This is a genomic window from Desulforhopalus vacuolatus, assembly GCF_016918505.1.
Classification (GTDB): Bacteria; Desulfobacterota; Desulfobulbia; order Desulfobulbales; family Desulfocapsaceae; genus Desulforhopalus; species Desulforhopalus vacuolatus.
This window is the reverse complement of sequence record NZ_JAFFPZ010000048.1, coordinates 1-12,947: the sequence shown is the minus strand read 5'-3', so window position 1 is coordinate 12,947 and position 12,947 is coordinate 1. Positions and strand designations below refer to the sequence as shown.

At 43.0% G+C, this 12,947-nt stretch carries 15 protein-coding genes and 1 pseudogene; 13 read left to right on the top strand and 3 right to left on the bottom strand.

Features of this window, described 5'->3' with window-relative positions; all coding sequences use genetic code 11:
* The first annotated feature begins 2 nt into the window (after positions 1-2).
* The 11 genes from gvpJ (JWG39_RS17200) to gvpJ (JWG39_RS15260) all read left to right on the top strand — a co-directional run bounded on the left by gvpJ (JWG39_RS17200) (position 3) and on the right by gvpJ (JWG39_RS15260) (position 7,593).
* Positions 3-164, top strand: a complete 162-nt coding sequence (gvpJ, locus tag JWG39_RS17200; RefSeq protein WP_369130645.1) for a gas vesicle protein GvpJ — start codon at positions 3-5, stop codon at positions 162-164.
* 115 nt (positions 165-279) lie between these two features.
* Positions 280-1,437 carry a helix-hairpin-helix domain-containing protein gene (locus tag JWG39_RS17455; RefSeq protein ID WP_205220315.1) on the top strand — a complete coding sequence of 386 codons (1,158 nt, stop codon included), beginning with the start codon at positions 280-282 and terminating at the stop codon, positions 1,435-1,437.
* Between the two features lie 40 nt (positions 1,438-1,477).
* The gene (gvpN, locus tag JWG39_RS15300; protein ID WP_275889024.1) at positions 1,478-2,467 is read left to right on the top strand and encodes a gas vesicle protein GvpN; all 990 of its coding nucleotides are present in this window, start codon (positions 1,478-1,480) and stop codon (positions 2,465-2,467) included.
* A gap of 29 nt (positions 2,468-2,496) precedes the next feature.
* On the top strand, positions 2,497-2,883 hold the full coding sequence (locus JWG39_RS15295; RefSeq protein ID WP_205220313.1) for a hypothetical protein: 387 nt from the start codon (positions 2,497-2,499) through the stop codon (positions 2,881-2,883).
* Positions 2,884-3,082: 199 nt separating this feature from the next.
* The gene (locus JWG39_RS15290; RefSeq protein WP_205220312.1) at positions 3,083-3,346 is read left to right on the top strand and encodes a hypothetical protein; all 264 of its coding nucleotides are present in this window, start codon (positions 3,083-3,085) and stop codon (positions 3,344-3,346) included.
* A gap of 113 nt (positions 3,347-3,459) precedes the next feature.
* Positions 3,460-4,227, top strand: coding sequence for a GvpL/GvpF family gas vesicle protein (locus JWG39_RS15285; RefSeq protein ID WP_205220311.1), 768 nt, complete (start codon positions 3,460-3,462; stop codon positions 4,225-4,227).
* A gap of 97 nt (positions 4,228-4,324) precedes the next feature.
* Positions 4,325-4,609: a gas vesicle protein GvpG gene (locus JWG39_RS15280; protein WP_205220310.1), complete on the top strand. Its 285-nt coding sequence runs from the start codon at positions 4,325-4,327 to the stop codon at positions 4,607-4,609.
* 78 nt (positions 4,610-4,687) lie between these two features.
* Positions 4,688-6,631 carry an ArsA family ATPase gene (locus JWG39_RS15275; RefSeq protein ID WP_205220309.1) on the top strand — a complete coding sequence of 648 codons (1,944 nt, stop codon included), beginning with the start codon at positions 4,688-4,690 and terminating at the stop codon, positions 6,629-6,631.
* 54 nt (positions 6,632-6,685) lie between these two features.
* The gene (locus JWG39_RS15270; protein WP_205220308.1) at positions 6,686-6,913 is read left to right on the top strand and encodes a gas vesicle protein; all 228 of its coding nucleotides are present in this window, start codon (positions 6,686-6,688) and stop codon (positions 6,911-6,913) included.
* A complete protein-coding gene (locus JWG39_RS16610) occupies positions 6,900-7,277 on the top strand; it encodes a gas vesicle protein GvpK (RefSeq protein ID WP_205220307.1) in 378 nt (125 codons plus the stop codon). Before JWG39_RS15270 ends, JWG39_RS16610 begins: the two co-directional genes overlap by 14 nt.
* A 10-nt stretch (positions 7,278-7,287) precedes the next feature.
* A complete protein-coding gene (gene gvpJ / locus JWG39_RS15260; protein WP_205220306.1) occupies positions 7,288-7,593 on the top strand; it encodes a gas vesicle protein GvpJ in 306 nt (101 codons plus the stop codon).
* A gap of 216 nt (positions 7,594-7,809) precedes the next feature.
* On the opposite strand, the gene JWG39_RS15255 is transcribed toward gvpJ (JWG39_RS15260), so the two are convergent.
* Positions 7,810-10,509, bottom strand: coding sequence for a hybrid sensor histidine kinase/response regulator (locus JWG39_RS15255; protein WP_240192173.1), 2,700 nt, complete (start codon positions 10,507-10,509; stop codon positions 7,810-7,812).
* 180 nt (positions 10,510-10,689) lie between these two features.
* Between JWG39_RS15255 and JWG39_RS17190 the strand changes: the two genes are divergently transcribed.
* Together JWG39_RS17190 and JWG39_RS17450 are read left to right on the top strand one after the other, a co-directional pair.
* Positions 10,690-10,911: a transposase gene (locus JWG39_RS17190; RefSeq protein WP_240192171.1), complete on the top strand. Its 222-nt coding sequence runs from the start codon at positions 10,690-10,692 to the stop codon at positions 10,909-10,911.
* Positions 10,912-11,029: 118 nt separating this feature from the next.
* Positions 11,030-11,493: pseudogene (locus JWG39_RS17450) on the top strand (transposase); the annotation flags it as partial.
* A gap of 54 nt (positions 11,494-11,547) precedes the next feature.
* Here the strand turns inward: JWG39_RS17450 and JWG39_RS15240 are convergent.
* A complete protein-coding gene (locus tag JWG39_RS15240; RefSeq protein ID WP_205220303.1) occupies positions 11,548-11,877 on the bottom strand; it encodes a circadian clock KaiB family protein in 330 nt (109 codons plus the stop codon).
* A 42-nt stretch (positions 11,878-11,919) separates the two neighbouring features.
* A complete protein-coding gene (locus tag JWG39_RS15235) occupies positions 11,920-12,873 on the bottom strand; it encodes an ATPase domain-containing protein (RefSeq protein ID WP_240192172.1) in 954 nt (317 codons plus the stop codon).
* Positions 12,874-12,947: the final 74 nt, after the last annotated feature.

The window sequence follows — 12,947 nt, the reverse complement described above, 5'->3', positions numbered from 1 at the left end:
GGATTCTTGACAAAGGTATTGTGATTGACGCCTGGGTCAAAGTGTCTCTGGTTGGAATCGAATTATTGTCCATCGAAGCAAGGGTAGTTGTCGCTTCAGTTGAAACATACTTAAAGTATGCTGAAGCGATTGGCCTGACCGCAAGTGCGGCCACCCCCGCTTAAGGACTGTACTCCGTGTAATTACATAAATCTAATCGTGAAGGGCATAACATTCAGCCCTTTCACGATTAGATTTTTATAGGCAACGCCAGGATTTATCCCCGATGATGGTTCAGTCATGCAGGGGGTATTAATTATGCATAGGAGATATGATATGGGACAATTAACTGATGATATGACACGCTTACGCGAAGAAACAAACGCTTCGCACCATACGCGCCATGAATTCATTACCGGATTGAAGGAAGATGTAGAAGGTATTAAGGCTGATGTAGAAGGTATTAAGGCTGATGTGGCTACCATGCAGAGCGGTTTTCGCAATGATCGCGCTGATATGGCTGAAAAACTGCATGCAGAGCTTGATGAGTTTATTTCAGACCTTAAAGCAAACGTTGGCGACATGACCACTGAATTTTATAGTGATCGGATGGAAATGGGCAAAGAGACAAAAGCTGAGCGCGAGCAATTCATTGCTGATATTCAGGTAGCAGTCTCGAACATACGAAATGAAGCGAAAGCAGAGATGTCCCGTTTCCGCAAGGATCATGCCGATATGGCCGAAAACCTCCATGCAGAGCTTGATGAATTTTCATCAAACTTGAAAACTGTGGTGGACGACATGGTTGTTGGATTTTGCAGCGATCGGGCTGAAATGGCCGGGGAAACCAGGGCCACACGCCAGGAATTCGTTAACAATATCATCCAGGCGGTTGATGATCTTAAACAAAAAAATACAGCGCTTATTGCTGAATTCGCCGCTGATATCTCCGGTGCCCGCCAGGCGTGGTCTGGTGGAGAGACTCATGCTCCCTCAATCGAAAAAAAAAAAATAGTCGAACCTCTGGCGAAAAAAGAACCGGTGAGTAAAGATGAAGTACTGAAAACCGAAGATAAAATCGAGCGAGATGATTTGACAGGAATTAAAGGGGTTGACTCTGGCAAAGTAGCCTCCGGTGCCCGCCAGGCGTGGTCTGGAGGGGAGAGTTATGTTCCCTCAATCGAGAAAAAAAAAATAGTCGAACCTCTGGCGAAAAAAGAACCGGTGAGTAAAGATGAAGTACTGAAAACCGAAGATAAAATCGAGCGAGATGATTTGACAGAAATTAAAGGAATTGGCTCTAGCAGAGCAGCACAACTGAACAGTGGGGGAATTTTTACCTTTGCTCAGTTGGCTGACTGTACCATTGATATGTTGAATAAAATATTGGGAGCTGAAGCTGCCCGCCTTGCGCCGGTGGACAAATGGATTGAAAAGGCTAAGGATCTGGTAAAATAGTCAATGGTAGTGGGTAATTCAAGAAAGGAGATAAGCAAAAATGAGTGCTTCTGTATTGCAGAACCAATCTGAAAAAATAGTACAGGTTTCCCCTTCAGGGGACAACGTGGTGCCAAAACCAAGTGCCTCTTTTGTCAATACCCCATATATCCAGGATTTGATGAGTCGGGCCTTTGCTTATCTTGAGGTAGGATATCCTGTCCATTTTGCCGGTCCAGCCGGAACTGGCAAGACGACCATTGCCTTTCATGTCGCGGCTCAGTTTGATCAACCTGTTTCTCTCATCCACGGCGATGACGAATTCGGCAGTTCCGATCTCATTGGTAGAGATTCCGGTTATCGTAAATCAAAGCTGGTTGACAACTATATCCATTCCGTCACGAAGACCGAGGAAAATATGAATTCGGTATGGGTGGATAATCGGCTCACAACGGCCTGTCAGAACGGATATACCCTGATATATGACGAATTTACCCGGTCAAGACCGGAAGCAAACAATCCCTTTCTCAGTGTCTTGGAGGAAAAGATACTGAATCTTCCGAAATTACGCCGAGGTGGGGATGGTTACTTAACGGTACACCCAAATTTTAAAGCTATCTTTACCTCTAATCCAGAGGAATATGCCGGTGTTCATAAAACCCAGGATGCACTGTTAGACCGCTTGATCACCATCAACCTCAGTCACTTCGACAGGGATACAGAAATACAGGTAGCCATGGCTAAATCCGAACTGGCGCAAGTGGAAGTTGAGTTGGTGGTGGATATCGTTCGGGAGTTGCGGACCGTAGGTGTGAACAACAACAGGCCAACAATCCGGGCCAGTATTGCCATGGCCAGAATTCTTGCTAATCTCGGACGAGAAGCCCGCATTGACGATCCGGTTTTCCTCAGTGTCTGTCGGGATGTTTTAAATATCGACACGACAAAAGTTACCCGTGATGGAAAACCACTGATGACCAATGTAGTGGATGATGTCATTAAAAAGGTTATTGGAAAACGTCGGCCAATTGTTGTAGGATCGAAAAACTGAACCTGTCAGGGTCCAAAGGGAGAGAGCCAATGAGTGTTAAACCAAACAACAACATTCGAAGCGTAAAAGATATTCGTACCCACTCAGGCAGTATTGATCAAGCAGCAATACCATATAAGGCCTATATGCGAATCAGTTGCCTTGAAATGGAGAAGGCAAGGCGCCTTAAGGAAAAGAAACAAGCAATGGCAAGGATAGACCTGATTGATTCGCGTATTATGGAGATTGAGGGTGAAAAACAGGCACTGAAAAACGAATTAGCCCAAATAGAAGAAGGCGTACCGTCTTCTGATAGTCAGCCTCAGAAAAAGAAACCAAATTCTCGGCAAGTTGGAAGTACTGCATCCCATAGCGACAACCATAGCGGCAACCATAGCGACAACAGTGGGAGAGAAGGATTCAAAATTAGGTATTGACCCTCGGATGCAGTGTGCTGGTTGGAGATATCTGACTGACCAGTCAGTATTCGAAAAAGCGGGTAGTGCTGCCTGGGTTGAGATAAAAAAACACTAATTAATCAGGAAAATAGACGGAAGTTTATTTTGAATAAATTCCATAAATTTTATTCCCTTCCTGGTATATAGTAGTTTAGAAACAGTCATTAAGGATAACGTGATGAAAATAAGTTGTATTTCTTGCGGGCACAAAATTGATCTCGGCGATGCCTATGACGATTATGAGGGGCCTGTGAAATGTTACGTTTGCGGAGCGCTTCTGGCAATCAAAGCTAAAGAGGGAAGTTTGAAAACAATGGGGTTGTTTAGCAACCAACCAGCTGCTGTAACTGGTAATAACACCCCACCGGCTGCTGTAACAACTGACACTGACACTAGCACCCAACCAGCTGTTGTAACTGACAATGACACCTCGCCTCTGTGATAAAGAAAATTATACAGGCCCATTGTACTGCTGAGTACTGCTGAAAAGAACGGTGAACATTTTTTCCAAGATGCTTAACCGGGTAGATTAATCCAAGACCTTTGAGGTGTAACATGGTTTCAAATACCTCCCCGCCACAAAAAGGCTGTATGTACCTTTACGCGATAATTGAAGGGACTTCTGCCCAGCGGTATGACGGGGCAGGCCTTAACGGTGAAGATGTGTATACCATTTCCAATGGGATTACTTCGGCGGTAGTTAGTGTCGCTCCCGCCAATAAGAAGATTCGACCGGAACGTCGTCACCTTAAGGTTCATAAGGAAATACTGAGGCGACTGATGGAAGAAACTACTCCATTACCTATGGCTTTCGGTATTATTGCTGACGATCACAAGGCTGTTGAACGTATTCTTGCAAACAATCAGGAAGTCCTGGTTGAACAACTTGCGCGGGTTCAAAATAAGATAGAAATGGGCTTAAGGGTCACCCTGAACGTTCCGAATATATTTGAGTTTTTTATCAATACTCACTCCGATCTCAGGACTGCCCGAGATCGATATTTCGGCTCGAACAGCGAACCCTCTCCAGAGAATAAAATTGAGCTTGGCAGGATGTTTGATGCAATCCTCAATGAGGACAGAGAGACATTTACGAAACAAGTTGAAGACGATATGGTGCCATATTGTTTTGAGAGTAAACGAAACAAGTATCGCAATGAAAGCGAGGTGGCAAATCTGGTCTTCCTCATAGGGCGAGATCAGGAGGCTGAATTTGAAAAAGGCATATTAGAGGCTGCTGGCCAATTTGATAATAATTTTTCATTCGACTATAATGGGCCATGGGCACCTCACAATTTCGTTGAAATTGACCTGGCGATTTGATCAACACATATCGACTATGTGACGTAGTCTGATTTGATAAGACCCCTTGAGGGGGTAGAAAGTCCTTCATACTCTGCCAGAACGGGATTAAGACACAATGATTTTGGTCGACGATATTCTACTCTCTCCGGTTCGGGGGTTGCTTTGGGTTTTTAAGGAAATATCCAATGCCGTCCAGCAGGAGATCGATGGTGAGGCTGAGAATATTACTGCTGAGTTAAGCGAACTCTATATGATGCTTGATATCGGAAATATTACAGAAGATGAATTCGATGCCCGGGAGAAAGAATTACTCGATCGTCTCGATGAGATTGAGGCACAAAGTGAAGAAAATTTACAAGAAGAAGATGAATCCGATGGTGAGGTAGAGGAAGAGGCGTGAAAATACCACATAATACCTCGGAGCATGTATCCACCAATCACTACCCCCCAATCACTATCCACTCTTGGAGTGATTACTATGACATCACCATTTTTTTGCAATTCTCAATTTCGACTGTTGTTCTTCGGCGGTAAAGGTGGTGTTGGTAAAACCACATGTGCTACAGCCACTGCCGTAAACCTGGCCAACAAATACCCACAAAAATCTGTCCTCCTTGCCTCAAGCGATCCCGCTCACTCCTTGATAGACTGCCTGGGGGAGTATTCTCCCCCAGATAATGTAACCGTTCTTGAAATGGATGCCCAAAAATGTCTGGTCGATTTTAAGGAAAAATACAGCGAACGTCTTCGTGAGATCGCCTCAAGAGGCACATTCCTCGATGATGACGATATTAGCAGTTTTTTAGCTCTCTCTCTCCCCGGTCTCGATGAGTTGATGGCCTTTCTTGAGATCTCAAAATGGATTGAGGAGAACAGGTATGATTGCATAGTGATGGATACCGCCCCCACCGGGCATACTTTACGATTACTTGCAATGCCGGGCCTGATTAAAAAATGGCTGGCGGCGCTTGACGCCATGCTCGCCAAGCACAGGTATATGAAGCAGTTGTTCAAGGGGACATATCAACAGGATGCGCTTGATGAATTTCTTCTTGGAATCTCACGTTCGGTTCAACAGTTGGAAATGCTTCTTTCGGATACTGTTCGTTGTCGATTTGTACCAGTTATGCTCGCGGAGACACTGAGTGGCAATGAGACAAAAAGGCTTTTAAAAGAACTGCATCATGCCAAAATTCCGATTTCAGATATAGTTGTAAATAATCTCTATCCTGATGATAACGGTTGTCCGGTATGTTCGGATAAGCGGATGCAGCAGAATCGGATGCTTGAGGGATTTGTGAAAAGTTTATCAGCCATTTCTCTTTGGGGAATCCCCCAATCTCCTATAGAAATACGAGGGAAAGAGCCCCTTGAGTCATTTTGGGAGAAAGTATTCACCCTTGATATACCACAATCATCCAGCGCAAAATTACCGTCATATCGGCCACCATTAGTGGCGAATGCTGGTAATCCACCTGGTCCTGAAATAGAGTTTCTTTTTTTTGCCGGTAAGGGCGGAGTGGGGAAGACCACTCTTGCTTGCGCTACCGCCTTGCGCATGGCCCAGGACTTTCCGGACAAAAATATCTTAATTTTTTCAACAGATCCGGCCCATTCTCTGGCAGATTGTCTTGATATAAAGATCGGAGGAAAGCTAACGGAAGTGGCGGAAGGGCTCACGGCCCTGGAGATAAACGCGGAAGAAGAATTCAAAGCCTTAAAAAATCAGTATGCAAAAGAATTGGAAGAATTATTTAATCGCGTTTCATCTCATGTTGATGTCGCATTTGATCGCGAAGTCATGGAACGGGTTCTGGATCTTGCCCCACCTGGTCTTGACGAGGTAATGGCCCTCACCAGGATTATGGAGTTGCATGAGGAAGGAAAATACGATATTTTTGTCTTCGATTCAGCACCAACAGGGCACTTCCTCAAGCTCCTCGAATCTCCTGAGATGATAACGCAATGGCTAAAAGCATTTTTCGCTCTTTTTTTAAAATATAAACAGATATTTAAACTCCCTGATTTCTCGCAACGATTAGTGCAGATATCAAAGGATCTTAAAAAAATGCGAACGCTGTTGCAAACCGAGGCACGAACAAATGTTTACGCTGTCAGCATTCTTACAGAAATGGCCTTTTGTGAGACAAAAGATCTTATAGCCGCCTGTGAAGTTCAACTTGGCATTCAGGTACCAGTCTGTTTCTTAAATCTCGTCACCCCTGCTGGGGATTGCCCATTTTGCAATGCCCGCTCACGTCAGGAAGAAGAGATCAGAAAGGCATTCAAGAGGACTTTTGCATCAAAACAACAACCAATAATCTATCGTCAGGCTGAGCCCAGAGGTGTGACACAGCTCACCGCCTTAGGTGCTGCTTTATATTTACCGTACGAAGAAGCAAAAAAGAGTAGTGTAAATTAAGAAGGTAGAACAAGATTATTCAAGATACCCATAAGTCAGGACAAAGGATAAAATATGCCTAAGATTGCAATTGAAGAAACAGAGCACATCTCTCTATGCGAAACACTTGATCGTGTCCTGACCAAAGGTGCTGTGGTTGTAGGTGATATTGTTATTTCTGTGGCTGATGTAGATCTTCTCTACCTGCAGCTTAATTTGGTTGTGACATCAATTGAAACAGCTATTAGGGCTGGGTTGCCAGGGGACAATACTTCACTTGGAGGTGCTCGTGAAAAAAGTTGAACCAGCGAGGGTTGATTCAGAGGATCTCAGCGATTTCATGAAGGTAATGGAAGCAGGGATGGGGCGAACAGCCGAGACGCAACAGACAACACAGGAGCAGGTTAATCGCGTAAATGTTGACCCGGATAAAATGAAAAATGGGGTTGCCCAATTAGTTTTGACGGTGGTGAAGCTTATTCATGAGCTTCTTGAGAAACAGGCGGTCAGGCGAATTGATGCCGAATCTCTAACCGATGATGAGATTGAAAAAGTCGGCTTGACTTTGATGAGGCAGGCTGAGGAGCTTGTGAAGTTACAGAAACTGTTTGGTTTTAAAGATGAAGATCTCAATATTGATCTCGGTCCTCTTGGAAAGCTTTTATAAGGAGATGTAAGTGACAATTCAACATGGTGCACAACATTCAATTGAATCATCCAACCTGGCTGATCTGCTTGAACGTATACTTGATAAAGGTGTCGTGATTGCAGGTGATATCAGAATCAGTCTGGTTGACATTGAATTATTGACCATTCAAATTCGCCTGGTTATCTGTTCAGTGGATAAGGCCAAGGAAATGGGAATGGATTGGTGGGTTAATAATCCTGCTCTTTCTTCTGCCAAACACAACAGTGATGTTGAGAATTCCCTCTCTAAAATCGATGAACGGCTGGAACGACTTGAAAATTCTTTGGTACCTTGAGTAACGTTTGCAGCCGTTCACCGGACCTCTCCAAAAGACTGCATAAACGTTGATCCGTAACCGTTCGTCCAGTGCTCCAGGTTCGTTCAAAACGCTGGCTCCAGCAATGTCCCACGTAGAGACAAGGCATGCCTTGTCTAATAATAATATCAGGTGGATATAGAATGTGAAGAGATTCACACAGTCAATATTATATCGACTATTTTACTCACACCACTATGCATCAAGAACTTTTCGGATCAATGTAGCAATATCCTTTTTTTCAAGTGGTTTCAGTGCAAAGTCCTTTATGCCCATAGATTTAGCTTTTTCCTCAGAAATAGTGCTGGAGTACCCAGTACAAAGGATAATGGGGATATCAGGACGAATCTGCAGCATTCTTCTACTCATCTCACTACCTGTCATGGCGGGCATAGTCTGATCTGTGATAACAAGATCAAACTGATCAGGTTGCTTTTGAAATGTCTCTAAAGCCTCAAAACTGCTTTTTCTGACCGTTACGTGGTAACCAATCCTTTCGAGCATGGTTTTGCTCATCTTGCCAAGTGATTCTTCATCATCAACAAAAAGAATCCTTTCTTTGCCAGATGGAATTTGGTCAATTTTTTCTTTTTGGGATAATAACTCTTTCTCTACGACAGGCAAAAACACATTAAAAACTGTCCCATCACCAAGTTCACTGTAAAGGGAAATAACCCCACCATAGCTTTTCACTATACCATGGACCATCGCAAGGCCCATTCCAGTGCCTTTGCCAGCCTCTTTTGTCGTAAAATATGGATCGAAAATTTTAGCCTTAACGGTTGGTGGTATTCCAACTCCTGAGTCAGCAATTGACAGCTGAATAAAAGTACCGTCTGCAATACCTGGTTCATGGATAAGATACTCACTGCTGAGGTTAACCTCTTTTAATGAAATATCAAGGTTTCCACCAGTCTTTTCCATAGCGTGGAAAGCATTTGTACAAAGGTTCATCAAAATTTGATTGATTTGGGTCGGATCTGCTAAAATCCAACCCGTTTGGGAATCAATGTTTTGATTAATATTAATGGTCGAAGGCAATGACGAACGTAACATCTTTATCGTTTCCTTGACAATAACTGCGGGTTGTAAAAATATACGCTCGACATCTTTTTGACGACTAAATGCAAGTATCTGCTGAACAAGACCCTTTGCCCTGAGTCCAGCCCCCAGCACTTCATCTAAATATTTTGAAACGGTTGAGTCAGGTTCGCTGTTATCCTTTGCCAACTGAGTAAAACCGAGGATTACTGAAAGTATATTGTTAAAGTCATGTGCAATACCACCTGCCAGGGTGCCAATAGCCTCCATCTTTTGAGCTTGTTGCAGGCGTAATCCAAGATCGTTTTTTTCAGCTTCATCACTTATACGTTTAGAGATATCATTCATAATAATTACCGACATCTCCTCTAGAGGAAACATAAAAAACTCACATCTCCTTGTACTTCCATTCTTAATGGTTAGATCCCATTCTTGAATTTCAATATCAGTGGCAGAGGCACTTGCCTTTTCTATGGCGACCAGCCATGAGTTCTGAACTTTTTTCCTATACTCCAGGTCGGGATATGCTGTGCACCACCATTCTTCAGCAGTGCTGATATCTTCGATGGTATAACCAAACAATTCTGTGAATTTATCATTCAAGAAAGAGAGATCTTGATTTTGATCAGTTATCAGCATAGGAAGAGGCGACTTTTTTATTATTTTTTTGAATCGAGCTTCACTCTCTTTTAATGTTTTATCTGAAATCAGAAGATCTTTTTGAGCTTTTCGAAGACGAACTATTACAATAAAAAGTGACAAGATGAGTAAAATAAGGGACAAAATGATGATAACAGTAACATGTACAATTGTTTTGTTTTCTGTGTAAAAACTTATGGGATGATTAATCACAATCGAATTTTGCGGTAGATCTCTCTCATGTATTTTGAATTGTTGCATGGCCTCCCAATCAAACATGTATTGGTTTGGGCTATTAGTCACCACAGGAACATCACTTAAAGGAGTACCTTGTAAAATTTGTAATGCCAGTTTTGCCGCTCCCCTTCCTTGTGATATACCTGAGACCATTTTTCCACCGACAACACCCGCTCCCAGGGAAATATCCCACAAGGCGTACACAGGGAAAGGTCTTTCGATTGAAAGATGAGAAACGAACTGGACAAAAGGAATATATGTTCCATCGTTTTTCAGCACACTATTTAAAGGAATAACGACAATGTCCCTACCCAGTGAGTTAATCTCTGCATCTATTTGAGCAGTAGTGTCTGCAATTACGGTACGTATTTCTACTCTTTTTGCGTATCGTTCCTCAAGTCCCTCCAACCAAACCATACGAAACGGGGGGGCTCCAGGAGCCACAAATACAATCTTCCTGGTTTGAGGATGCAGTAGAAGTGCTGTATCGATAGTAGATATAATGTCAGTTTCTTGAACCACCCCTGTAACTGGTTGTTTACCATCGAGCATACCAGCCGTGAAACCTATATAACTCGTAAAAACTATAGGAATACCATTAAATAAATTGTTCCGCTCCAGCATTACAAAGTCATAAGCCAGGTTACTGCAGACTATAATGAGATCAACATGTCGCTTATTGTACTTGATGTTCCACAGTTGTCGTAATTGCTCGAAGTAATATTTATCCTTGTTTCTTTTTGAGTCAAGATATTCAAATTGAAGATTAATCATCAAAGGAGAAGAATTAAAAACGTCTGTAATGCCAGCGTTTAAAGAATCAGTCCAGGGATAACCCTGGTAATCTGAATGGACGATGAGGACTTCGTGAGGGACGTTCTTTTGGCTTGTTTCAGCTAGAGCAATGTGGAGATTAGAAAAAAGAATGAGAAAAAAAACGGTGAACAAAAAAAACTGTGTCAAACCTCTTTTGGCCATCTTCACGTTCCAGCTCCTCAAGACTATATCTGAATAATGGGGTGATCAGTAGTGATGATAATTTTGGCTCATGTTGCGTTTCGGGGTCGTAATTTGGTAAAATAACGCTTTCTTTTTACCAACTACTGAAAAGAGGCCAACACTATGAAGGGACCCTGAAGTGTAAATATACAGACCCTGATGGATGATGTCCAATGTTACGCCACTGTGCGTGAGTTACGCTGGCCTGAAGGCCGCGAGTGTCCGTTTTGTACTTCGAAGAAAGTTATAATACCATTCCTATTAAGTTGTGACCGTACTAAATGCCCTTTTCACTTTCTATTGGCGAATGTAAAGGCAGGGGGACGGGAGACAGGGAAAAGCAAAAGACGGAACAGCGAAAAACTTTTTGCCAACGAATAAAAGCTCGAAACATGCGAATAAAGGCAAAAAACTTTAAAAAATATTTTAAAATTAAACAGAGAATTACTGTTGTTCTATCTTTACTCGCATTCTCTGGTTAATACAAAATGTAAATGGTATAAAAAGAGGTTATGACGATAGGGTACCTGCCAGACAACGCTATGAGTGTAAAGAATGTGGTAAACGCTTTGACGATCTGATCGGCACTCTCTTTGCCGGGCATCATCAACCTCTTAAGGTCTTGATATTGTGCCTCTATTTTATGTTTTTAAACCTCTCTAACAAACAGATCGCCGCCGAACTGGAGTTGGATCGTACCGATGTTCAAAAGATGACCACTCAGCTTCGCGAGGGTGTGATAAAAAAAAGCCTCAAGTGACCCTTGAAGGTGAGGTAGAGTTCGATGAGGTCTAATATGTGGCAGGGCGTAAAGGTCTCCGTAATCGCCTGAAGGGTGCTCGTGGCCGCAGTACATTGGAGAAAGAAAAACCACCCCTTTTCGGGATGATCCACCGAAAAGGGGAGGTGGTGATTCAGGTGCTTGCCAATGTCCGCCAGGTAACCATCAAGCCATTGATAAAAATAAGACCCACAAACGCAACATGAGCCATAATTTTTTTGTTTACAGGTCATCTGTTATTCATTTTGCGCTGAGATTTGTAAGGTAATCAGCACCTTTTCTTTGTCCTCAAGATTACCAATAATATTCACCTTATGTTGCGGCGTATCCTTAATCAACATGGGGACAACGAAAACATTATATTCCAATGCAACTTCAGGATACTCTAAGATGTCAATAATCTCGTAGAGGTAGTAGTCTTTAAGTTCTGATTCATACATCTCCATAAAATTATTTTTTGCCTGGAGAGAACTGCCCCCGGCACCGGAAATAAATAGACGCAACAATTGTCTTTTATTTTTTTCTACAGGTCTCTTTCTTTGGTTTTTCTTCTTGAATTCTGGCATCTGTTTCCTTATCACGGGGGTTATCCAGTCATGCTACTCAGTTTATTTGGCCGTTCCAGTGATTCCAGTATCTGTAAGCTTTGCCCCGCGCATTTTTCCCCGTTCAATACGGCTCTTTTTCCATACATGCTCTTCTTCCTCCAGGATATCCAGTTTGGCCCTGGCCATTTCTATTTCCGAGAGATAGTCGGCCGTTTTAGCTTCCAGGGCTGCTCGTTTCTGATTGAGTTCCTGCCTCTGTATATGGATAATTTGAAGCCTGCGCTGTCGTTGAGTTTCTTCCCTGGCTTCTTGTTCCTGTCTGGTCACACCCGTGAGTACACCTCCTTCACCGAGGTACACTTCTTTTATCTCCAGGCCCTGATCCGTGATACAATATTCACGAAATTGATTGGAGTGCTTTCCCCCACGTGATTTAATAACAGTAAGTGTACGGTTCAACTCACCACCTTCTTCTCCAAATTGCAAAAAGAGAATTGAATCCACCAGGGATGAAACACCAATTCCAGTAATTTCATGAAGATCTGCCATTTTTGAAACCTGGTTGACGAAAATACAGGTAATTGATCGTCTCTTACATTCGTTCAACAGAGTGGTCAGGTAACTGTATGCATGCTGACGACTGCCCATTCTCTCACAGGCAGAAATAGCATCGACCACAATATGATCCGGTTGCAGGGAATCGAGCTTCTCAAAGGCAACAAAGAGATGTCCTTCCACATTCATGGATTCAGGCATACTGGATATCATTTGCAGTAGACCCTCCTGGAATGCAGGACGCAAATCGATTCCAGGGCTGAGCATAGTGGAAATCACTGCCTCTTGAGATTCCTCAAATGAGATATATAAAACTCTTTCTCCTCTGCTGCATGCATCTCGAGCAAAGAGACAGGAAAGAGTCGTTTTACCCGTTCCTGTTGTTCCAGCAATCAACACGCAAGAGCAGCTATTCCCGGTTGGAGCTAAAAAACGGCCTGAAATTGATTTTCGTACCATCGGCTGTGAATTCAGCACAAAACCAAACAGTATAATGTGGTTTTTGAGCAACAATATGCAAATCGGGTGGGAAC

Bases quoted from the DNA above. Each gene is read 5' to 3' on its own strand.
- JWG39_RS15255 (WP_240192173.1), bottom strand. From the start codon at position 10,509: ATGGCCAAAAGAGGTTTGACACAGTTTTTTTTGTTCACCGTTTTTTTT.
- gvpN (WP_275889024.1), top strand. From the start codon at position 1,478: ATGAGTGCTTCTGTATTGCAGAACCAATCTGAAAAAATAGTACAGGTT.
- JWG39_RS15295 (WP_205220313.1), top strand. From the start codon at position 2,497: ATGAGTGTTAAACCAAACAACAACATTCGAAGCGTAAAAGATATTCGT.
- JWG39_RS15270 (WP_205220308.1), top strand. From the start codon at position 6,686: ATGCCTAAGATTGCAATTGAAGAAACAGAGCACATCTCTCTATGCGAA.
- JWG39_RS15275 (WP_205220309.1), top strand. From the start codon at position 4,688: ATGACATCACCATTTTTTTGCAATTCTCAATTTCGACTGTTGTTCTTC.
- JWG39_RS15280 (WP_205220310.1), top strand. From the start codon at position 4,325: ATGATTTTGGTCGACGATATTCTACTCTCTCCGGTTCGGGGGTTGCTT.
- JWG39_RS15235 (WP_240192172.1), bottom strand. From the start codon at position 12,873: ATGGTACGAAAATCAATTTCAGGCCGTTTTTTAGCTCCAACCGGGAAT.
- JWG39_RS15285 (WP_205220311.1), top strand. From the start codon at position 3,460: ATGGTTTCAAATACCTCCCCGCCACAAAAAGGCTGTATGTACCTTTAC.
- JWG39_RS15240 (WP_205220303.1), bottom strand. From the start codon at position 11,877: ATGCCAGAATTCAAGAAGAAAAACCAAAGAAAGAGACCTGTAGAAAAA.
- JWG39_RS17190 (WP_240192171.1), top strand. From the start codon at position 10,690: ATGGATGATGTCCAATGTTACGCCACTGTGCGTGAGTTACGCTGGCCT.
- JWG39_RS17455 (WP_205220315.1), top strand. From the start codon at position 280: ATGCAGGGGGTATTAATTATGCATAGGAGATATGATATGGGACAATTA.
- JWG39_RS15290 (WP_205220312.1), top strand. From the start codon at position 3,083: ATGAAAATAAGTTGTATTTCTTGCGGGCACAAAATTGATCTCGGCGAT.